Genomic DNA, 21,192 nt, shown 5'->3' on the forward strand with positions numbered 1-21,192 from the left:
CCCTCATGCCATTTAGGCATTCCACCACTGACTAAACGTCTGCTGCGGGTTATCAACCTGAACGCGTTCGCCAATGCGGGGCGTCATCAGTCGCCAGTCTTGATTCTCACTCGCCTGCGAAATGCGCTCCAGCGGATCGTTCCAGCGGTGGTGCGCCAGCTTAAATTTGCTGTTATGGCTCGGTAGTACCGCTTTAGCCTGCAAATCACTGGCCGCCTGCGCGCTCTCTTCCGGCGTCATATGAACGTGGGGCCAGTCCCGATCGTATTGCCCGCATTCCAGTATCGCGATATCGAATCCGCCCAGACGCTCGGCGATCGCTTTGTAATGAGCGCCATAGCCGCTGTCCCCGCCGAGATACAGACGATGTTGTTCCGTAATCAGCGCAAATGAACCCCACAGCGTTTGATTATGTTTGAGGAGTCGGCCGGAAAAATGCTGTGTAGGAAGCACATGGATTTCGACTCCGTTCTCTTTCAGGCAACTGAACCAGCCGCCTTCCGTAATGTCTTTCTGCGGGAAACCCCATTTTACAAAATAGGAACCTACGCCCGTTGGCGTGACGATGCGGCGGATTTTCCCGCGTAGCGCATTCAGCGTGGGATAATCCAAATGATCCCAGTGATCGTGGGTGATCAGCAGATAGTCGATGGTGGGAACATCGTCCGGTGAATACACGTTGCTGCCCTTGAAGGCGACATTGGTGCGCGGCACCGGCGAAGCGTTGTCGCTAAATACCGGATCCAGCAGGAACGTTTTCCCTTCCAGTTGAATGAAATAGCTGGAGTGTCCCATCCAGATGATGACGTTATCCGTTTTACTTAACTGATGCAGATCGGTCTTTTCCGACGGCAGACGGGTATCTGGCAACGCGCCAGCATCCTTTTCAAAAAGAAAGCGGTACAGCAGCGCAAACCGGTTCTGGCTATCGACCGTCGGGCGAGCCACTGGGTTATGAAACGCGCCATCGCGAAAGAGTGGGTTTTCCGGCTGGGGCTTGACCTCTGGTGATACATACTGCGGCTGTTTTAACCAGCCGTAAACGGCGACTACAATCACAGCCAAAACGAGTAACAAAAGCATAGCGTTTATCCGGTGTCGTTTCGTCATGCCCGATTTCAGGCATCGGCCCTTGGGCACCGGCAGTTATGCACGAACGCTGAGAATCTGGCAAGGGAGAACCGGGGGATTTTTGGTGCAAAAAAAGCGAAGGTGTTCGCCTTCGCTCAGAAATGTTGATGAGAAACCGTGGCGGTCTGCCACCGCTGACGTTTGCCTGCTGCGTCAGTACGGATTATTTCTTCAGCGCCAGCAGCGTTTTCCCCATCTCGACAACGAATTCATTCTGTTGCCCGATGACCTTATTCAGCCCGGCTTCATCCTGAATATTTTCAACCGTGTTGATCGCCTGCACTTCCAGCACGCGCCCTTTAATCAGCGTCGAACACAGCGAATGCAGAACCTTGTTATTCAGAATCGTTTGTAAGCAGCGAAAAGGCGTCGCACCGTCAATGTTTCCCGCACGCTGGTCGGGCTTAATGCGCTGGCGCAGCATCTCTTTTTCGGTACTGGCAATCACCGCATCCAGATCGCTGGGCTTGGAGGCAATCGGAACATTGCCATCTCTATCTGGAGGCAGCATGAACAATGAAACCAACGCCTTATTGCCTGTCGTAGGGTCAACATATTCGGTCTGCACCATGTGGTTTGCCGGATCGACCACTTTGTCTCGCTGAATCATATTCAACAGCTGCGCAGGCAACGCATCGGTAAGATCCTGCGTGGTATAGCCGACGAACAAATCTGGATCTTTTGTCTCTGCGACACCGTACAGCGGCAGCACCAGTAACAGACCCGCAATCCCTTTCTTTATCACACTGATTTTCATTATATTCCTCGACTCTTCATTGTGTGCATCCCCTATCTCACCACTCGCTATTCTTATCACGCTGACGTCGATAGCCTCTGGCCTTTTTACCACGTTTACACGCGACAACGCATTCTACAACTACAGGAAAGAATAGCATTTTTTATACAAAAACTTGTTGTCGGAGAATTCCTTCGCTAGAATCGCGCCGTTTACTCACCCCCATGTGTCATTTGGAGCCCTAAAGTGCCCTGTACGTCAGCCCCCCACTAACCGCCGACGACTGCATTAAGCAGCCTCGATTCGGCGCAGTCTGCGCCAGCGTTGGCTGCGGTACGAGTTCCCTGTTTTCCCCGCGATTGTGCGGAGCAGAAAACGAGCCTCCCGCTTCCTCCCCCGCGACTCTGACCTCTGGAATGCCAGCGGCCAGCTATTGACTCGCGCCAGAATACGTTCGTCGGCCCTCTTTTTTACCGTAGATGGGCCTGGCTGCGCCAATAACGCAGCAGGCGAAAAACATGTATTTACATTCAATACCGTTATTAAAGTATCCGCGTACCCCGCATCTGGAAGGTTCGCGTTTACAGCCCGGCGATGATGCGTCGGATCAAATCGCACTGAAAGCGCTAGCAGGCCGTTACGTCGTGATCGAAGAAAAGATCGACGGCGCAAACAGCGGCGTGTCCTTCAATGAAACGGCGGAACTCCTGCTCCAGTCGCGCGGCCACTATCTGGCTGGCGGTTCGCGGGAGCGACAGTTCAATCAGTTCAAGCTCTGGGCTACCGCGCACGAAATGCGTTTTCTTGAACTGCTGGAGGACCGTTTCGTGATGTACGGCGAATGGGCGTACAGCAAGCATTCCGTGTTTTATGATCGGTTGCCGCACTACTTTCACGAATTTGATATTTACGATCGTCGTGACGGTGTTTTTTTATCGACGGCACGCCGACACGCGATGCTGGCCGGTTCGCCCGTGTTGTCCGTTCCGGTACTTTACACCGGGGAGATGCCGACGAATCCGGCGTTGCTGTGGAAGCTGGTGTTCCGTTCGCTGGCGAAAAGCCAGAACTGGAAGACTTCGTTTGAATCCACCGTGCAGCGTGAAGGCTTACCGCTCGCGCTGTGCTGGCAGCAAACCGATAAATCGGACCGTTCGGAAGGCCTGTATTTGAAGGTTGAAGATGATGAACAGGTACTGGCACGCTACAAGCTGGTACGCCATGACTTCATCCAGACCATTTTGGACAGCGGCTCGCATCATTCCCGACGCCCGATTTTGCCGAACCAACTGGCTGACGGCGTTGATCTGTACGCGCCTTGTCCAGCTGTATCCTGGGAAATGCTGGGGCTGAATACACTGCGTTCTTTAGACGCACTCGCCGCCGCGATGCCCGCTAAGTAAGGAGTATGACTATCATGGATTGGAATACCATCAGGGGATTGGTCCCCGCCTCTGGCGCACAGCCAGATTTTGCTGATTGTCTGGATGCGTTCCCAGTGCTTCAACGCGCCAAAGAGACGCCGCAGGAGCCGCGCTATCATGGCGAAGGCGATGTCTGGACACACACCATCATGGTGGTCGAGTCGCTATTGCAGCTTCCCGATTACCAGAACGCTACGCGTGAGCAGCAGGAAATCTTGTTTTTTGCCGCGTTGCTGCATGACGTTGCAAAATACCGCACGACGGTAATTGACCCGGTAACGGGCCAGATTGGTCAGCCGGGACACTCGCGCAAAGGCGCCATCGATGCTCGCGTGCTGCTGTGGGATGCAGGCGTTCCGTTTGCGATTCGGGAAGCGATTTGCCGCTTAATTTCGGTACATCAGGTGCCGTTTTACTGCCTTGAGGATGAACGCCGCCGGATGTCGCCGATCTTTACGATTCGCGAACTCTCTTGGCAGTTGAGCATTCCGCTGCTCGCAACGCTGGCGGAAGCCGATATGCGTGGGCGCATCTGTCAGGATCAAGCGCGCGTGCTCGACAGTATTGAGCTGTTTCGCGAGCTGGCGCGGGAAGAAGGCTGTTACGGCCAGCCGAGATCGTTTGTCGATGCCCACACACGCCTGAGCTATTTTCGCGGAGCCGATGTTCATCCAGACTATCCGCTGTTTCAGGAACCGGGATCGAAAGTCACCGTGATGTGCGGTTTGCCCGCGTCGGGAAAAGACACCTGGGTGCGGACGCATCGGCACGATTTACCCGTGGTGTCTTTCGACGATGCGCGAACCGAGCTGGGGCTGAAACACGGTGAGAATGAAGGAAAAGCGGTGCATTGGGCGACCGACAAAGCCCGTTCACTGCTGCGAACGCATGAACCGTTCGTGTGGAACGCCACACACCTGAGCCAGCAAATGCGCACCCGCACGTTGGATCTGTGCTACGCCTACGGCGCAGAAGTGGAGATTGTCTATCTGGAGCGTCCGCGTCAGGAATTGCTGCGCCGCAACGGGAAACGAGACACCACATTAAGCAACAAAACGCTGCAAGGTATGCTGACGAAATGGGAGCTTCCCGCACCGACGGAAGCCCATGCGGTTAGCTATGAAAGCTAACGCAGTGGAAGCGCGGTAAACGGGATCTCGTATTCCGTAATACCGTTTTTCTGCACCAAGCTACTATTTTTTCATAGAAAAACTTATCGTCCTCGACACCCACGGGGACGATAAATCTTCCCTCCGCCTGAGAAATCAGGCCTTTTCTAGATTCCCCACACGTTATGACGCAAACCAAGGCTCTATCGGGTCTGGATAATCTAGCCACATCGCCAGACCTTCTGTCATTTCTTTGTCTGTCAGCAGTGCAGCCTCCAGACGGGTCCGCAGCGTGTGTTCATCCATATCGATACCGATAAACACCAGTTCCTGCCGTGCATCACCCACGCCATCCACCCATATGGAACGAATGTAATCAAGCGATTCGCTATCTGTAGGCCACCTTTCTTTTGGTGCGCTGACCCACCATGAACCAGCGAGCCCCTGACGCGCCACGCCGCCTGCCTGAGACCACGATCCGGCATATTCCGGGCGGCTTGCCAACCAAAAATAGCCTTTAGATCTGACAACTCCGGTGAGCGAGTTTTCCATGACCTGCGCGAAACGCGCAGGATGAAACGGCCGACGCGCACGGAAAACAAAGCTGGCGATGCCATATTCCTCCGTTTCAGGCGTATGCTCGCCGCGTAGCTCTTTCAACCATCCAGGGGCCTGCGCCGCTTTGTCGAAATCAAACAGTCCCGTGTCGAGCACTTCGTTCAACGGCACAGCACCAAATTGTGCATGAAGTATTTTTGCGCCCGGATTCAATGAACGAATAATCGCAACCAGCTTCTGCTGTTGCGCTGCATCAATAAGGTCGGTTTTGTTGAGGATAATGACATTGCAGAACTCGATCTGGTCGATCAGCAAATCCACGACGCTTCGCTCGTCACCCTCTCCTAACGATTCTCCACGTGAATGGATACTGTCCACCGACGTGTAATCTTTTAAGAAATTATAGCCGTCGACAACGGTCACCATCGTATCCAGCCGAGCGACTTCAGAGAGGCTTTCCCCATCGTCACCCGCAAACGTGAAGGTCTCCGCGACCGGAAGCGGTTCCGCGATACCGGTTGATTCGATGACCAACTGATCAAAACGCCCCTCTTTCGCCAGCCGATTAACCTCGAGCAGGAGATCTTCACGCAGCGTGCAACAGATACAGCCGTTACTCATCTCAACCAGCTTTTCGTCCGTCCGTGAAAGCTCAGCGCCGCCTTCCCTCACCAACGCAGCATCAATATTCACTTCTGACATGTCGTTGACGATCACCGCGACGCGTCGGCCAGCGCGATTATTCAGAATATGGTTAAGTAACGTGGTCTTTCCCGCACCGAGAAAGCCGGATAGTACGGTCACAGGTAGTCTTGCATCTGCTTTCTGTCGAGCTACAACGTCAGCCATATTTCACACTCTCTAATGATTTGCATTTTTACTTTTCTGCTTCGGAATGATTCATCACCACGAATGTTTCGCTTTTAAACACCCTGCGCGATAATCTCCCCATGCATCATTTGATATGTTATAACATAACAATTCAGCCATGAAAAATCATTGAGGGTTTGATTTTGTCTAATAATATTAAAGTCGGTGGGGTTACCCTGGCAGACACGTTGCTGCGCTGACCAGTAATGCATTGCAGACAGAAGACAACCCGCATCGCACCCGCGTTTTCTTTCTCCCGCCGTTCGAGCTTTCTCCGACTGGACAAGCGAGCGATTCAATTGAAGAATGTCAGAATAGGCACAGCAAGTTTTCCGTAGACAGAAATTGATGCGGTTTGTTGTAAAAGCTAAGCCATTTCTTAAGGAGAGCAAAAATGGCAAGAAGTTCAACAAGTAAAAGTCATCAGGTCGTCTCGCCACTACTTTCACCGCACGAGATCTCGTGTCTTTTACAACCCGTAGCACAGTGTATTTCGGATGAATATCCCTGGGTAAGCAATGATGAACAAGCTATCGAAAAGCATTTTAAAGGGGTTTGTGCGCAGGTCATGTGCCTGACCAACACCAAATCGAGGATAGAATGGAATCACTACGGTTCTGGTTATGCCTCTTTTGTCGACGCCTGGTTTTATAAGAACACACCGGATTTTAATGCTAAACGCCCAGTTCGTTATGGTGAAGAACACACCGGATTAACCGTTTTATTAAGCCGCCTGTCACCCTATTTCGTTTTTATGGAAAGCGAGAAACAATGGGATGTTCACGGCGGCGGTTATCAGGCGCTGCCTGAACTGGAAATGATCGATAGGCTGGAAACCCCCGCCGTTATTGCATTGAGCCAGCAGGTTCAATCAGAACTGGAGAAGTGTGGGCTTGTGCGCGCTTATAAGGAACAATTGACATCGCTGCTACCCACTAGCACTCACGTGCCGACGGTGCTCACAGATCGCGGCTTCACACAGTTCGATGCGCTGTTCCATTGGGAGGACTGATTAATTAACGCAGCAGCAGCACATTCCAACGTGGAAGCTCGATAGACGGGATCTCGTTATTACTGATGGGTGGTTGTCTAAATTTTCTGTAGTGTATGGGAAATAGATAGATAGATAGATAGATAGATAGATAGATAACTTCCGAGCCGTTGGTTGACGGTTAGCTACGGCTATGACCTTCACGATTAAGTAATGTATCTGGGAGTAATGAGCTAGCAATATCGATCAAAAGATACTCCAGAAACGTTAATCATGTTGGACCAAACTAAGGCCAAATACCTACGTCATTTTTGTTCCAAGCTTTGCACCATAACCATATATCTTGCTTTAATTGAGATCTTTCCGTAAGAGGAAATTGCTGCATTAGCGCCAGGCAACACTCCATCGGTGCAAGGTAATACTGGCGATACATATCTTTTGGCAAAGACGATAATCTCAGAGCGATTGTCGCCAGCAGTTCGCTGGCTGTCATCGGCCGGAAGTAACCTAGAGGCAGAGGGGAATTTATCGCCTCAAAGGTCGGGATAGCATCCGGCGCCCCCAAGACGGAGAAAAGATTTAATATAGTAGAATTTTTCTGTTAGAAATTCTGCTGCGTTAAATCCAGCATGAAAAGAGGCAACTATCTAATCAATATCTCTAAGCCAAAATTTTATCTGTTCCTTAGTTTGTCCTTCGAACTTAAATCCCTACACCAACGAGATCTAACAAACATTTTCAACTTATAATTATTGACATCCATGAGTTGTTCCATATAATATGAATCTTCAATAGGCACGATGTGGGTCAGCTGAGTTAACTCAGTGATGGGGTTCAATTCCCCTAAGCCGTATTTCTTATTTGGTAATATTTTATATTATCTCGATTGATTCGTTTCAATTCATTTATAATATCAATATCTGCCACTAAATAGTTTATATCTTTTGCTTGACTAATATCTTCTGCATTTATATACAAGCAATCCCTCATATTTGCCCTATTTAAATTCGCCCCTATGAATTTAGCTTTTTCGAATCGCCCCCTTCTGAAATCACAGCTCTTAAACTGCCCATTAGACAGCACACTACCTGTGAAATCACAACCTTTAAAAGCTACATTCTTACATTTGACATTATTCATTTTTACATTGGAAAGTTTGCAATTTTCAAAGACTACATTTTTCATGGTCGTATTATCAAAATTTACAGCATGTAGATTTGTGTTTTTAAAAAAAACATTATTCATATAAATACCTTCCATTCTAGCACCGATAAAATCACTATCAATAAACTCTAAAGATATTATCTCTATTTTTTCACCAGATAACTCCATTCTTTGCAAGGAAAATGACTTAATCCCTAACTCATTTAATCTTCTAAACAACCCTATTTTTTTTAAATTAACTTGAGGATCATTGTACTTAGATATATCACCTAACTCATCAATCATCTGTTCCTTTAATTTATTCCTAGAATTTCGATCTTGAAAGTAAAAAAGTAACAATCCAAAAAACAAAAAATCAATTAGTGATGAATTGAGATTAACAAGTACACCATCCCAAAAATTTTTATTGTATATACCAATTGAAAAGTCAGGGAGGATATGTTTGCTAAGTACAGGGAATAACAACGATACAAAAACTGTAATAGCAAAAAAAACAACAAAAACAGAAGAAACAAATTTCATAGGATGGTTTTGTAATTTACCGTACCAAAAAACAATTTTTCCTTTTACATCGCGTAGTTTCATTATAACTCACTCTATAATATTGTCATCAGCAAAAAATTAAAATCATAAAAACTAGCCATCCTAAATTGGATGACCAGAATATATAATAACTTGTGTACTCATTACAATGAAGACATGAATGTACGCTCACATAAAACTAAGCATTCAACGTTTCCCGGGCAAACCGAGCAGCACGAACTACAGCCCAGTGATCCGGAGCATCCAGGTAAACCACCTGCTCATTGGAAACATTTAATGGGGGAGGATGGTTGTCGGTGTAAACAATGGTCGCCGCTGGTGCTTGAACAGCAACGGCCAGCAGCGAGATCAGGAACTTTGAAGTTCTCATAACGCTCCCCTGTGGGAGAAAATTACAGGGTGCGTGGCTTGAAAAAACTCAGCAAACAATTATAAAGGCGTATTTTATAACTGTTTAAGGTGTACCGATTAAAAATCAATCATCTAAACTGGCTTCATCATCTTGTTCCGTATATCGCTCTATATTCATTACTAAATCTACTTTTCCTGTATTTTCAAAAAACCTTGGCATATGACTTGTAGGGTAATGAATTGATATATATGAATTTATCATAATAAAAGATGAATCAATGACTTCTTGAACAGATGGTAGGTTGTCTATTTCCACAACAGTTCTTGAATTTAAAAACGATCTATTCGCTTTAAAAACCCTAGCAATAAGTACAAGCCGTCCATGTATCACAATCTTCTTATTTCTACCATTATCATAACGATCTTCCATAACCTTTAGATATGTTGAACATTTGCGATAAAGGTTAACCGAATTTATAAGGTATACACTTGAGACTGAGGGGTTAAAAACACCTCGATATAAAGGACTTGTAAGAGACTCAAAAAAGCGCCCTCTATTTGATTTCAATAGTGCCAAATTTCTAGGCAAAAACGAAGAACACACTAAAGCATTAAGTGCATCATCCATATTAATATGATAAGGATTAGACTGGGTATCTACTTCTCCAGATCTTTTTATTTCATAGTTATATGGCTCTTCTAAATTCACAGAATCTCTCAAAGCTATTTGAACAGAGTCTTTTGAAACAAAATCTCGACCTGTCACTTTGTTTTGACTATTGTTAGCAATGGTTACATTTAATGAAACATCCTTATTCCCTTCTATAGAAGGATCTACTTTTATAAACCTAACGTTTACTTTAACATTCTCAAGCTGCTCAATGGTAACGTCACCTTTTAAATAAGCGTTACCTATGGTAGTAACGGTTTGCGCCCCGTTGATTATACTTGCATTCACAAAATTAAAACGACCAGATTCTCTGCGTGAAGATGCATTCCTCATACTGGCTGTATAAGAATCGACAAGAACTGTTATTCCATTATTATAATACCAGAACATCTCAGGGTTATTTATCAATGTATTTTTAATTGACATGTTTACATCAGAATTTAATCCCAAGCCACCTCTTATGTTTTTTTCCAATATGTAATCACTATATCTTCCCCACCACTGGGCTAATTGGTCACCTGTAATTATACCATGAACAGAGGGTAAAGGATTTTCTGTCATTCCATATTGCAATACTTCTACATCATCTAAATTAATGCTGCCTAATGTGGACCTACCTAATATGGTATTTATTTTACCTAAGTCCATCAATTCAAACTGATATGCACCATCATCAATATCTGCATTAAATTCAGATTGCCTATCAGAAATAATCCTGACAATATCGGGAGATGGATCTGCCACACCAGAATAAATATATATCAATTTAAATTGATAAGATAAATCGAAAGCTTTTTCTATATCATCTTTAAAACGATTAAATCGAACATTAAAAAGTGCATAACGTTCTAATATTACGTCTCGACATGAGTTTGTAAAATCACCAAATTCATTCCTTGAAATACTACCACTACCTGATTGATCAAATTTAGATTGGACTAAACAAACTAATTTCTTATCATGATTCACATAAACAGCATCAATACAATGATCATCAGATCCATCACAAATAGATTCTGCACAAACCCTTGGTTCAATATCATAATTGAAATAGTTGATAGCAAATGCAGCTAATGCGCGAGTCACTTTTACAATTTCACGGTTAGCTTCATTTCCTCCAACGTTTGATAAATCGATAAAATCTCCATACATTCTTAATAATTTTCGTTTCATTGCATGGATGGCAACTTCTCTTGGACTGTTTGTCATATTTCCCTAAACCTCTGCAATTTACTGTGTGAAATAACTTGAATCCTATAAAAATAATCTACTCCAATTTAATATACAATTCCATAATCAAATAAACCACATCCACCGCATCAGGTACGTTGATATACTAGCGTGGCGCATGTTCGTAATCCTCCTCCACTGGCCAGCGCAGACTACCAGTGGCAGTGAGCAGCAGGTTAACCGTTCCCGTGTTACCCTCTACCTAAGTTATGCCCAGCCATGCGATGAGGCGAATAAGTAAATTTAGCCTTCTCCCCCACCCACTGACAGGTCTGGCGACCTAACTCCTCCAGTTGAGCATGAAGACACTGACTGAAGCCGTTTGCGGGCCGTCGCGTTCTGCCGTGGAGAGCCACTCTTGCACTGCCAGATAACGCGAATCCGGCGACCACAGCATGTCCTTGCCGAAAACGCGACCGTCCAGTGCTTTCCCGTCGATGGAGAGCGAAAAATAAGGCGGACCGAACCGAATTTCACCAGCGTAAATCAGCATCGCAGTATGTTGTCGATCGAATGAAGGCAGTTTGTGCAGCATATGAAAGCGTTCCGAATCAGTCTGAGGTTATCTCAATCAGATTACCATCTGGGTCGCTGACGATCGCTTCGTAAAATCCGTCCCCCGTCATTCGAGGTTGGGCAACCAGAATGCCACGTTCCGCCGCTTTGCTGGCTAACGCTTCCACATCCGCTTTGCTCCCGACCGAAATCGCGACGTGCGCCCAGCCGCAGCCTTCTTTATTGGTTAACGCGTCTGCCAACACCGGCAGCGTCATCAACTCAATAGATGCGCCTTCACTCAGTTGAACAAAATGCGATTCAAAACCGGGGCGATTCCGGCTCACATACTTTTCCCCTACCTGAGCGGAGAAGAACTCTTGCCAAAATGCCGCCTGCGCGGCCAGATCGGCTGTCCATAACGCAACGTGTGCCACTTTCATCATGATTCCTTCTTAGCCGTTGTTTTTTTGCTGGTTTTACAAACAAGCGGTTATGACCGCGTTCCATTCAGAATGGCTAACACCTGTTGGTGTAGCTCCGGGTTACCGGTCGCGACCACCGTGCCGCCCGCTTCCGCTCGTTGTCCGTTGAGATCGGTAATGGTGCCGCCCGCCTGCTCAATAATCGGGATCAGCGCAACAATATCGTAAGGCTGTAATGCAAATTCCACACAGATATCAATCTGGCCTGCTGCAAGCATCGCCATCGCGTAACATTCGCCGCCGTAGCGCGTCATGAGCGTGCTTTCTGCTAGATCGGCGAAGCGAACCGTGGGGTGCATCGCCAGCGGTTCCGGGGCGGTGGTGTGAAGAATCGCCTGTTCGAGCGACACGCCTTTGCGCGTGCTTAAACGCATTTCCCCATGCCGATCGCTGCGCCACGCCTGTGAACCATCGGCCCAGAAGCACTCCCCGGTAAACGGCTGGCTCATCATCCCCATCACGGCACGTTCATGGTGCAGCAGGCCGATAAGCGTTCCCCACACCGGTAATCCGCATAAAAAAGGCCGGGTTCCATCGACGGGATCTAAAACCCAACGCACTGGGCCTTCCCCACTCAGACCAAATTCTTCGCCCATAATCGCGGGATTGGGATAATGGCGCGTGATGTGCTCGCGAATGACCCGCTCAGCCTCTCGGTCGGCTTCCGTGACCGGATCAAAGCGAAAGCCCTCTTTTGGCTTCGTCTCAATTTGGTTTGCGGTAAGGGCACGAAAACGCGGTAACGTTTCCTGACTAGCCAGCGTGGCGAGTTCATGAAAAAAGGCAATATCGGGAAGCGACTGACTCATGTTGTTTACCTTCCTATCGCGTTGGCATGACGGCGTTGTTGAGCATTAACGATAATAAATAGCAATGCTCACTATAGCTCGATTGTGCGTTATATTGCATAATTAATCTGCTCGATTATGCACAAATAAGTAAACCACCACAATTCACGTTCTTCGCATTTTTGGAAAAAAAATAGCCCCCAGACGTCTCCGTCAGGGGGCTATAGCAGGAATTGTTGAGTAACCTTATTGCCTTTAGCTCAGGTCAGCACCGTTGCTGGCAATCACCTTCTTATACCAGTAGAACGATTTCTTTTTCTTTCTGGCTAATGTGCCTTCGCCTTGGTCGTCGCGATCGACATAGATGAAACCGTAGCGTTTGCTCATTTCACCGGTGGAGGCAGAGACCAGATCGATGCAGCCCCATGAGGTATAGCCGATGACCGGAATACCGTCGCCAATGGCGTCCGCCATCGCACTGATGTGCTCGCGCAGGTAGCTGATGCGATAGTCATCATCAATCTCGCCCTGTGCGTTAATCTCGTCCTTCGCGCCCAGCCCGTTTTCGACCAAAAACAGCGGCTTCTGATAGCGGTCATACATCATGTTCATGGTGATGCGCAGGCCCAGCGGATCGATTCCCCAGCCCCATTCACTCGCCTTGATGTGCGGGTTCTTTAACGACTTCACGATGTTCGCCGCGCTGCTATTGTGCTCGTTCATATCCGCCGAGGCGCAGCGGGAGGCGTAATAGCTGAAGGACACAAAATCTACCGTGTTCTTGAGAATCTCATCATCGCCCGGCTCTGATGCAATCGTGATGCCCTTCTCTTTAAACAAACGGCCGGTATACGCCGGATAGGTACCACGCGCCTGCACATCGATAAAGAACAGGTTTTCCCGATCTTTATTCAGCGCCGCCCAGACATCTTCCGGTTTGCACGACCACGGATAGAAATTGCCGCCAGCCAGCATGCAGCCAACTTGATTTTCCGGGTTAACCTCATGTGCAATCTTCGTCGCCAACGCGCTAGCCACCAGTTCATGGTGCGCGGCCTGGTATTTCACCTGCTCCTGATTTTCTCCTTCGGCAAAAGCCAGCCCCGCGCCAGAAAACGGGCTATGCAGCAAGATATTGATTTCATTGAACGTCAGCCAGTATTTCACCAGCCCGTCAAAGGCTTCAAAACAGGTGCGAGCATAGCGGGCGAAGAACTCGACCATTTTCCGGTTACGCCATGAACCGTACTCGGTAACCAGATGCATCGGCACATCGAAATGGCACAGCGTCACCAGCGGCTCGATGTTGTACTTCTTGCACTCGGCAAATACATCGCGATAAAAGGCGATGCCGTCCGCGTTGGGCGTCAGCTCATCGCCGTTCGGATAGAGCCGGCTCCAGGCGATGGAGGTACGGAACACCGTGAACCCCATTTCCGCCATCAGCGCGATATCTTCTTTATAGCGATGATAGAAATCGATCGCCTGATGGCTGGGATAAAATTCATCCTCACGCAGCGCGAAACGCGGCTCTTGCCCCAGTTTCACCGGCAGACGATTCACGCCGTGGGGAATCATATCTACCGTCGTCAGCCCTTTACCGCCTTCAAGGTACGCGCCTTCTGCCTGATTGGCCGCAATCGCGCCCCCCCATAAGAACCCATTGGGAAATGTTGATGCAGACATACGCTCTTCTCCTTCGTACTTCAGCTAATTAGTGCTTAATTTAATTCGTGTTCGCTGCGTGCTGCGGCGCGGAAACTTCGTCGCCCTGTACGCGTTTCTCTTCCGGTTTTTCTTCTACCGGGATGTCTTCAAAGCCCAGCAGCAAGGTGACGAAGAAGGAAATCACGACGGACAGAAGCATGACACCGAATACCCAGGCAATACTCATCGGGTTGGTCGGATCGAAGAACTGCACGCTGGTAAACAGCCCCGGCGACGCCATTGAATGGCTTGCCAGCCCACCGATACCCGCAACGGCACCACAGATAAAACCAGTGATTAAACAGGCGATCAGCGGGCGCTTAAGACGCAAAGCGACACCGTACAACGCCGGTTCAGAGATCCCGGCAACAATGGCCGAGGCCGCCGCCGCCAGCGCCGTCTGGCGCAGTTCCGGGTTTTTGGTACGCCAGGCAACCGCCAGTGAAGATCCACCCAGCGACAGGTTCGCACCGATTTCAGACGGCATTACCATGCCTTCTTTACCCGTTTCGGCGATGGTTTGAATAATAGTCGGGGTAAACACACGGTGCATACCAGTCATCACCAGCAGCGGCCAAATAGCGCCCATGATGGCAACAGACAGCCAGCCCAGATAGTCATGCACGGTGTACACCACCGCAGAAATGCCGCTACCGATCCAGATCCCAATCGGGCCGATCAGCATAATGGCAATCGGGGAGGCAATGAGCACGATTAACATCGGTTTCAGGAAGTTTTTGGTTACCGCTGGCGTAATGCGGTCTACCCATTTTTCAATGTAAGACAGAATCCAGGTCATACACAGCGCCGGAATCACGGTGTAGGTATACTTCACCGCCGTGACGGTCAGCCCCATAAACACCACCTGCTGTCCCTGCGCCGCTTTTGCCATCAGATCGATAAACGTCGGATGAACCAGCACCCCGGCGATAGCAATCGCCAGCGACATATTGGTTTTGAATTTTACCGCCGCAGACGCCGCCACCATGATCGGCAGGAAGAAGAACGCGCCGTCACCAATCACGTTCAGAATCGTTATCGTCGATGCGCCTTTCTCAAACAGCCCAGTCATGTCGAGGATCATGGCGAGCAGTTTCACCATCGAGCCGCCGATAATCGCTGGGATGAGCGGTGACATCGTGCCAATCAACGCATCCAGAATCCCCGCGCCGATGCGTCGCAGCGTAATTTTATTGTTCACCGGTACGGTTTTTTCAGCTTCCACGCCTTCTGGCAGCAGTTTCACCACCTCGGCGTAGGCCTGAGAAACGGTGTTGCCGATGATGACCTGACACTGGTTATCATTTTTCACTACGCCCAACACGCCGCTTATCGCCTTCAATTCGGCCACATTCGCCGCATCGTTATCTTTCAGCACAAAGCGCAGACGAGTCATACAGTGCGTCACGGCGGCGATGTTATCAGCACCACCGATAGCATCGACGATCGAACGGGATACAGCCGCATAATTCTTTGACATGGATAGACAATCTCTCGTAATCGCGCACGCTACACCCAATTCAACACACCGTTCAACGCGTCCAAAACGGGAATATCACTTGATGTACGCACATTTATTATTAAATTTCATACAGTTATGAAAGTATTCATGCCGGTATCCCTGCTCCATGCAACGTGATGAAACGCCGATGGGTAACCGGTTCCACATAATAGTGTTTATATATGAATGCGATTTCAATAATTTTGTTATGAATATTTTGCTTATGTGATCGTGATCGTCATGAATAGCGTATTACTCCCCTCGATCGCTTCGGTTCTGCACTCATCACCCTGCTACCGGTCCAAAGTGTGTAAAATGGCAAGGGTGTTCAACGTCTCAGGATGTCCCATGTCGACAATGCAGGAAGTGGCGAAGAAAGCAGGCGTATCGAAAGCGACGGTGTCGCGCGTGCTATCGGGCAAAGGCTATACCAGTGAAGAAACCAAAACGCTGGTCTATCAGGCCATTGAGGAGACGGGATATCGGCCAAATTTACTGGCGCGGAATCTGGCGACCAGCAAATCCGCCTGTATTGGGTTGGTGGTGACCAACACGCTCTATAACGGCAGCTATTTTAACGAGTTGCTGTCACAGGCCGCCAAGAAATTGGAAGACAACGGGCGTCAATTGATTCTGGTCGATGGCAAACACAGTGCCGATGAAGAACGCGCCGCGATCCAGTTCCTGCTGGGGTTACGCTGTGATGCGATCATAATCTATCCCCGTTTTCTTACCGTGGATGAAATGGACGACATCATCGAGAAGCACAAGCAGCCGATCATGGTGGTTAACCGTAAACTGCGTAAACACCAGAGCCACTGCATCTGCTGCGATCACAAAGGTTCCAGCTATAACGCCACGCAGCATCTGATCGCGCGCGGCCACAGAGATATCGCTTTTATCACCGGTTCTCTGGATTCGCCGACCGCTATCGAACGCCTTTCCGGCTATAAAGACGCCCTGACGGCGGCCAATATCGCGGTACGGGATGAACTGATTGTGAAAGGAAAATGGACGCCGCGCAGCGGTTCGCTCGCCATTACGACCCTACGCGATAACCGGGTATCGTTCAGCGCCGTTCTCGCCAGCAATGACGATATGGCGATTGGCGCGATAAAAGCGTTGGATGACGCTGGCGTTGCCGTACCGCACGACGTTTCTGTCGTCGGGTTCGACGACATTCCCACCGCCCCGTTTTTGAAGCCGTCACTCTCCAGCGTCAAAGATCCGGTGAGCGATATGATCAACGAAGTGATTAACCGCCTGATTGCGATGCTGGACGGCGGCTATTTCTCGAAAGAAAATCTGTTCTTGTCGGAGCTACAGGTCAGAGATTCCATTCAGAACGGGCCGCATGGTAACCAGCCCATTTGAATCTGCTACGGGGTCATTTCAGACCCCGTTTTTCACGACAACAAAAACGGATCACCCGCAGATTGCAGATAACTGCATTAGCTTATAGACGTGAACTGACAGTTTTCGCGGGCAAATCTGACAGGCTTCATTGAGCGAGGAGCGGAAGTTCGCAATTCTTATCATCGGAACGTTGTTCATAACAAACATCGCGATGTGTGAATCTCGTAGCGTGACATGAGCGCAGTAAAGGTATACTAATCAGAGATCTGATCATTGTGAAGATGAAGATGAATACGGCATGGCCCCAACGGTCCTTTTATTCCTGAAAATGAATGCAGTTTTGAGATGAGGGGAAAATATTGAAAGTCACAAACGTAGAAATCAACAACATCGGCGGAATAAAGAACCTGAAAATATCTTTTTCCGGAGAAATGAATATAATTTGCGGACCTAACGGGATAGGTAAATCGACTATACTTGATGCAATTGCATTTATGTTCACTAGGTATGGATCTAACATCAAAAAAAACGTTATGAGTGAGAAGGAAGGTAGTGTAAAAATTGCTATAATCTTTAACGACTCAGTTATCGATTTAGTTTCAAACGTTGAGTCCACTGCCCCGAGTGTACAGACAAGGTATCACAATTCAACACCTGATATCCGCTATCTTATCCGCTTCGATACCGAAAGAAATCTCCACTATGCCAGACTTTCCAATATTGGTGAAGATCCAGAAAGAGATGATGGTAATATTTCTTATCAGAACAGCAAAGGTGTTTTTTTAAACGATTTAAAAGGGTGGCTTGGTAAGCGCTATCTGCTGGAAGATTCACAAAAAGGAATATTCACAGAAAACTCAAAAAGAAACCTATCGCTGGCACTCTCATGCATTTATCAACTAAATCCGGATTATAGTTTCAGCCGTATTGATGGGCGTAATTTCGATATCTTTGTGAATACTCCTAATGGAGAAATATGGTACGAATATCTTTCATCTGGCTTCAAATCCTGCATGGCAATCATCATTGGAATTATCAAAGAGATTGAGCTTCGCTTTATTAAAGAAGATATTTATGCAGCAGATTTCGATGGCGTTATTATCATTGATGAGATTGAGATGCACCTCCATCCTGATTGGCAAGCGCGCATCACTGAAGTGATGACGGCAATGTTCCCTCAAACGCAGTTTATTGTGACTACCCACAGCCCACACGTAGTACAGAATGGTAAGCCCGAGCAGATCATTGCATTGGAACAGGCAGAAAATGGTGAGACCAAGGTACGCAGCCATACGGGGCGTGAGAATGGCTATACGGGCTGGACTATCGATGAAGTGCTGCGCGATGTGATGGGGATGGAAAGTACATTGAGTAAAGAGCTTGAGCATAAGCTCCAAGAATTTTATCGTTACATTGATGCGGAAGATCATGAAAATGCCCGCGCCTCTTATAAGTATCTGGACACTATCCTACATCCGAAGAACGTGCTGCGAAAATCTTTAAGCATGAGCATCGATATGTTAGAGGACAGCGGGGAAGACGCATGATTAAGATCGAACGCAATTTTACGCCTGTTTTTTTTCACCCTACTCGCGTTGCTGAACTAACCCAACTGTATAAATCCAATAACACTCATGTGTGGCAGAATCAGGATGTCAAAGACGCATGCCTTACGTTAGGAAATAATAAGTGCGCCTATTGCGAAGTAATTCTTAACCAGAAAAGCACATATTTAGAAATAGACCATTTCAAGCATAAAGATGATTATCCAGATGATGTCATAGAGTGGAACAATCTCTTACCTGCTTGCCGGCACTGCAACGGTACAAAAAGTGATCATGATGTCGTCGCCGAGCCTATTATCAATCCTGCCGTCAATAATCCAGCCGATTACGTTTATTTAAAAGCTTATAGATTGAAGGGAAGAAACTCGCTGGGCGTTATGACAGTAGATGTTCTTAATTTAAACGACAGTGAACATTACGTTACGGAACGCTGTAAAGTCGGCACCTTTATTGAAGAAAGTATTGAAACTGCAGAGAAAAAATTAAAAAATTACCTGAATTCTCCAATTCCTGCAAGGAAAAGAGAGTTGAATAAAATTGTTAGGGCCCTTTTGAATCAGTGTCAAAAAAACGCACTTTTTTCTGCAGTTTCGTCAGCAACACTCCATGACAGTGAAGAGTATGCGTCGATCCGGTCTACTATGGAAGTTCTAGATATCTGGTCGGAGCAATTTGAGGAATTACATCAGAATTCTTTGGCGCTCAGACTTCCCACGTCAAAGTAAAAACAGATTTTTTCTCCCGTTAGAGCCTTATTTCATCCAACCAGGCTCTATCGGATCTAACTTGCTCTTTCGCTATATTGAATACTATTGTCCCAACTTCCGCTTCACGCCCTGAGACATTCGACAAGCTTTCTACGGCATTAGTAAGGGCGATTTTCGCGCTTCCAGTGCCAGCAAATATTTCGCTTCGTCATAACGGGTTCTGGTCTTCCAGCAGCGGTAAATGATCCTTATCCATTTGAATGCCAGAGCCCGGATTGCAGATTGGTGAGATTTTCCTTTTTCTCGCTGTCCCTGATAATAAAGTCTGGCCCAGTATGATGAGTTAACCGTTTTGGCAGCCCATTCAACAAAGGTCTGCCTGACGAACTTGGCACACTGCCATCTCCAGTGAACCCAGGATTTTTGACCGCTTCGCTCGGTTACTGGCGCGATGCCAGCATAGTTTTGAATTTCTTCGGCACTGTTAAAGCGGTCGCGATTATCACCGAGTGCGGCAAGCATCCGTGGGCCCATACACGGCCCCATGCCCGGAAGTGATTTGAACAGTTCAGCATCTGGCAATGTGTCAAATAGCGTTTCAATGCGTTCGTCATAGGTTTTGATGATTTCACTCACGACTTTAATTTGTGTCGCCAGTGCTGTTGCCATCAAAGCATTAGCTTCTATAACACTCGGGTCTGCAGTCAATGGGATCGCGTTATTAATACTTGCAACACGTTGCTCGGTGAGGGCTGTTGCGCGGCCACCTTTGGCATTCAGAAAGTGGCGAACGGTGTCGCGTCTGGCTCGTTTCAGTTGTTGCAGACTGGGCCACCGTATAATCAGTTCACACAACAGCAAACTACCCCGATGTGAGAACCATTCAAGGGGTTGAGGATAATACTGCTTAAGCGTGTTAATGAGCCGATTCACAAAGCGGCGTTTGTCTTCTACCAGCAGTCTACGCTGCTCCACTAGTTGTAGAAGTAAACGGATATCAGCATTGTCGGGTTCGATGGCTTTTATCTTTTGGGGATAGCGAAGCATCAGATCTAACGCTAACTCGGCATCCTGCGGATCATCCTTCGCACCACTTGGCCAGAAGGTCTGCCGATAGCGGGCCAATGATAACGCGTGTACAGGAAATACAGTAACAAAAGGGTACTTCTGGAGAGCATACACTACCGGGCCTTTCTTCAGTTCAAGGGCGATAGCGATCCTGCCTTTGACCTTCTGGTGCAACTCATTGAGCCAGGTATCAAGCGCTTCCGGGGTATGTTTAATCACATGGAATGTGCGCTCACCGTTTTTAAACTGAACGCAGATATCGTGCTTTTTATCCGCCCAGTCCAGACCAACATGAGCAGCAAACTGATCTATAGCAGTCATCACCAACTCCTTTCATCGGGGGCTGGTATGCATTCCACGCTCTTCGAAAGAAATATAGCCAGCAGTTTATCTGCATGCCCTGAGTATTCGTTAGCGAACGTGGAGCACTTACTGGCTCGAAAGCAAAGCGGCAATCATCAAATCACATGATTCTGGCACAATATTCGTAACCAGTAAGCGCATACCCTGAATCACTTAAAAGTGTAACCCTCAGGGTTCGAATGACTATATCTGACACAAAGCTGCCTACTCCCCCATAAAGCAATTATGAGCGAGGAACGGAAGTTCATAATTTTTTACTATCTAACAGACATTAATAACATTGTTTTGTGTTAATCAACGGGGTGTTGAACACCTCTAGTTAGATGACCAAATTTCGTATACCACTGCACTGTATAATCACTGACAATAATGAATAAACT

Annotated in this window: 18 protein-coding genes; 6 read left to right on the forward strand and 12 right to left on the reverse strand. The window is 47.7% G+C overall.

Translation table 11 applies throughout. From position 1 onward, the window contains the following. Positions 1 to 12 precede the first annotated feature (12 nt). Both QWJ20_RS09895 and QWJ20_RS09900 read right to left on the reverse strand, forming a co-directional pair. The gene (locus QWJ20_RS09895) at positions 13 to 1,083 is read right to left on the reverse strand and encodes an MBL fold metallo-hydrolase (protein WP_226307990.1); all 1,071 of its coding nucleotides are present in this window, start codon (positions 1,081 to 1,083) and stop codon (positions 13 to 15) included. 211 nt (positions 1,084 to 1,294) lie between these two features. After that, entirely contained in the window at positions 1,295 to 1,888 is a 594-nt protein-coding gene (locus QWJ20_RS09900; protein WP_095994616.1) for a hypothetical protein, read from the reverse strand. Positions 1,889 to 2,385: 497 nt separating this feature from the next. On the opposite strand from QWJ20_RS09900, the gene QWJ20_RS09905 reads away from it, so the two are divergent. Next, positions 2,386 to 3,270: an RNA ligase family protein gene (locus tag QWJ20_RS09905; protein ID WP_433992426.1), complete on the forward strand. Its 885-nt coding sequence runs from the start codon at positions 2,386 to 2,388 to the stop codon at positions 3,268 to 3,270. A 5-nt stretch (positions 3,271 to 3,275) separates the two neighbouring features. Next, on the forward strand, positions 3,276 to 4,421 hold the full coding sequence (locus QWJ20_RS09910; RefSeq protein ID WP_433992427.1) for an AAA family ATPase: 1,146 nt from the start codon (positions 3,276 to 3,278) through the stop codon (positions 4,419 to 4,421). Positions 4,422 to 4,583: 162 nt separating this feature from the next. On the opposite strand, the gene zigA is transcribed toward QWJ20_RS09910, so the two are convergent. Continuing rightward, on the reverse strand, positions 4,584 to 5,807 hold the full coding sequence (zigA, locus tag QWJ20_RS09915; protein ID WP_433992428.1) for a zinc metallochaperone GTPase ZigA: 1,224 nt from the start codon (positions 5,805 to 5,807) through the stop codon (positions 4,584 to 4,586). A gap of 415 nt (positions 5,808 to 6,222) precedes the next feature. On the opposite strand from zigA, the gene QWJ20_RS09920 reads away from it, so the two are divergent. Beyond that, the gene (locus QWJ20_RS09920) at positions 6,223 to 6,840 is read left to right on the forward strand and encodes a hypothetical protein (protein WP_433992429.1); all 618 of its coding nucleotides are present in this window, start codon (positions 6,223 to 6,225) and stop codon (positions 6,838 to 6,840) included. A gap of 822 nt (positions 6,841 to 7,662) precedes the next feature. Here the strand turns inward: QWJ20_RS09920 and QWJ20_RS09925 are convergent. From QWJ20_RS09925 to ascF, 8 genes are all read right to left on the reverse strand, one after another. Beyond that, positions 7,663 to 8,568, reverse strand: coding sequence for a pentapeptide repeat-containing protein (locus QWJ20_RS09925; RefSeq protein ID WP_433992430.1), 906 nt, complete (start codon positions 8,566 to 8,568; stop codon positions 7,663 to 7,665). A gap of 136 nt (positions 8,569 to 8,704) precedes the next feature. Beyond that, positions 8,705 to 8,896 (reverse strand): hypothetical protein, encoded by a 192-nt coding sequence (locus QWJ20_RS09930; RefSeq protein ID WP_224718222.1) that lies wholly within the window; start codon positions 8,894 to 8,896, stop codon positions 8,705 to 8,707. A gap of 105 nt (positions 8,897 to 9,001) precedes the next feature. Further along, on the reverse strand, positions 9,002 to 10,756 hold the full coding sequence (locus tag QWJ20_RS09935; protein WP_433992431.1) for an AIPR family protein: 1,755 nt from the start codon (positions 10,754 to 10,756) through the stop codon (positions 9,002 to 9,004). A gap of 301 nt (positions 10,757 to 11,057) precedes the next feature. Next, on the reverse strand, positions 11,058 to 11,312 hold the full coding sequence (locus QWJ20_RS09940) for a hypothetical protein (protein WP_433992432.1): 255 nt from the start codon (positions 11,310 to 11,312) through the stop codon (positions 11,058 to 11,060). 16 nt (positions 11,313 to 11,328) lie between these two features. Further along, the gene (locus tag QWJ20_RS09945) at positions 11,329 to 11,715 is read right to left on the reverse strand and encodes a VOC family protein (protein WP_224073842.1); all 387 of its coding nucleotides are present in this window, start codon (positions 11,713 to 11,715) and stop codon (positions 11,329 to 11,331) included. 50 nt (positions 11,716 to 11,765) lie between these two features. Beyond that, complete coding sequence (gene hisN, locus QWJ20_RS09950; protein ID WP_433992433.1) at positions 11,766 to 12,566, reverse strand: histidinol-phosphatase; 801 nt, start codon at positions 12,564 to 12,566, stop codon at positions 11,766 to 11,768. Positions 12,567 to 12,800: 234 nt separating this feature from the next. Then, on the reverse strand, positions 12,801 to 14,231 hold the full coding sequence (locus QWJ20_RS09955) for a 6-phospho-beta-glucosidase (protein ID WP_174871540.1): 1,431 nt from the start codon (positions 14,229 to 14,231) through the stop codon (positions 12,801 to 12,803). A 40-nt stretch (positions 14,232 to 14,271) separates the two neighbouring features. Next, entirely contained in the window at positions 14,272 to 15,732 is a 1,461-nt protein-coding gene (gene ascF, locus QWJ20_RS09960) for a PTS cellobiose/arbutin/salicin transporter subunit IIBC (protein WP_349719947.1), read from the reverse strand. Between the two features lie 369 nt (positions 15,733 to 16,101). On the opposite strand from ascF, the gene QWJ20_RS09965 reads away from it, so the two are divergent. The 3 genes from QWJ20_RS09965 to QWJ20_RS09975 all read left to right on the forward strand — a co-directional run bounded on the left by QWJ20_RS09965 (position 16,102) and on the right by QWJ20_RS09975 (position 19,399). After that, on the forward strand, positions 16,102 to 17,127 hold the full coding sequence (locus QWJ20_RS09965) for a LacI family DNA-binding transcriptional regulator (protein ID WP_433992434.1): 1,026 nt from the start codon (positions 16,102 to 16,104) through the stop codon (positions 17,125 to 17,127). A 341-nt stretch (positions 17,128 to 17,468) separates the two neighbouring features. Next, the gene (locus tag QWJ20_RS09970) at positions 17,469 to 18,656 is read left to right on the forward strand and encodes an AAA family ATPase (protein WP_433992435.1); all 1,188 of its coding nucleotides are present in this window, start codon (positions 17,469 to 17,471) and stop codon (positions 18,654 to 18,656) included. Continuing rightward, positions 18,653 to 19,399, forward strand: a complete 747-nt coding sequence (locus QWJ20_RS09975; protein WP_433992436.1) for an HNH endonuclease — start codon at positions 18,653 to 18,655, stop codon at positions 19,397 to 19,399. Before QWJ20_RS09970 ends, QWJ20_RS09975 begins: the two co-directional genes overlap by 4 nt. Before the next feature lie 132 nt (positions 19,400 to 19,531). Here the strand turns inward: QWJ20_RS09975 and QWJ20_RS09980 are convergent, their stop codons facing one another. Then, the gene (locus QWJ20_RS09980; RefSeq protein WP_433992437.1) at positions 19,532 to 20,770 is read right to left on the reverse strand and encodes an IS110 family transposase; all 1,239 of its coding nucleotides are present in this window, start codon (positions 20,768 to 20,770) and stop codon (positions 19,532 to 19,534) included. Positions 20,771 to 21,192: the final 422 nt, after the last annotated feature.

The sequence above is a fragment of the Pectobacterium sp. S5 genome, assembly GCF_051707265.1.
Classification (GTDB): Bacteria; Pseudomonadota; Gammaproteobacteria; order Enterobacterales; family Enterobacteriaceae; genus Pectobacterium; species Pectobacterium polare.

Excerpts from the sequence above, each read along its gene's own strand:
- QWJ20_RS09895 (WP_226307990.1), bottom strand. The coding sequence starts at position 1,083 with ATGCTTTTGTTACTCGTTTTGGCTGTGATTGTAGTCGCCGTTTACGGC.
- QWJ20_RS09900 (WP_095994616.1), bottom strand. The coding sequence starts at position 1,888 with ATGAAAATCAGTGTGATAAAGAAAGGGATTGCGGGTCTGTTACTGGTG.
- QWJ20_RS09905 (WP_433992426.1), top strand. The coding sequence starts at position 2,386 with ATGTATTTACATTCAATACCGTTATTAAAGTATCCGCGTACCCCGCAT.
- QWJ20_RS09910 (WP_433992427.1), top strand. The coding sequence starts at position 3,276 with ATGACTATCATGGATTGGAATACCATCAGGGGATTGGTCCCCGCCTCT.
- zigA (WP_433992428.1), bottom strand. The coding sequence starts at position 5,807 with ATGGCTGACGTTGTAGCTCGACAGAAAGCAGATGCAAGACTACCTGTG.
- QWJ20_RS09920 (WP_433992429.1), top strand. The coding sequence starts at position 6,223 with ATGGCAAGAAGTTCAACAAGTAAAAGTCATCAGGTCGTCTCGCCACTA.
- QWJ20_RS09925 (WP_433992430.1), bottom strand. The coding sequence starts at position 8,568 with ATGAAACTACGCGATGTAAAAGGAAAAATTGTTTTTTGGTACGGTAAA.
- QWJ20_RS09930 (WP_224718222.1), bottom strand. The coding sequence starts at position 8,896 with ATGAGAACTTCAAAGTTCCTGATCTCGCTGCTGGCCGTTGCTGTTCAA.
- QWJ20_RS09935 (WP_433992431.1), bottom strand. The coding sequence starts at position 10,756 with ATGACAAACAGTCCAAGAGAAGTTGCCATCCATGCAATGAAACGAAAA.
- QWJ20_RS09940 (WP_433992432.1), bottom strand. The coding sequence starts at position 11,312 with ATGCTGCACAAACTGCCTTCATTCGATCGACAACATACTGCGATGCTG.
- QWJ20_RS09945 (WP_224073842.1), bottom strand. The coding sequence starts at position 11,715 with ATGAAAGTGGCACACGTTGCGTTATGGACAGCCGATCTGGCCGCGCAG.
- hisN (WP_433992433.1), bottom strand. The coding sequence starts at position 12,566 with ATGAGTCAGTCGCTTCCCGATATTGCCTTTTTTCATGAACTCGCCACG.
- QWJ20_RS09955 (WP_174871540.1), bottom strand. The coding sequence starts at position 14,231 with ATGTCTGCATCAACATTTCCCAATGGGTTCTTATGGGGGGGCGCGATT.
- ascF (WP_349719947.1), bottom strand. The coding sequence starts at position 15,732 with ATGTCAAAGAATTATGCGGCTGTATCCCGTTCGATCGTCGATGCTATC.
- QWJ20_RS09965 (WP_433992434.1), top strand. The coding sequence starts at position 16,102 with ATGTCGACAATGCAGGAAGTGGCGAAGAAAGCAGGCGTATCGAAAGCG.
- QWJ20_RS09975 (WP_433992436.1), top strand. The coding sequence starts at position 18,653 with ATGATTAAGATCGAACGCAATTTTACGCCTGTTTTTTTTCACCCTACT.
- QWJ20_RS09980 (WP_433992437.1), bottom strand. The coding sequence starts at position 20,770 with ATGACTGCTATAGATCAGTTTGCTGCTCATGTTGGTCTGGACTGGGCG.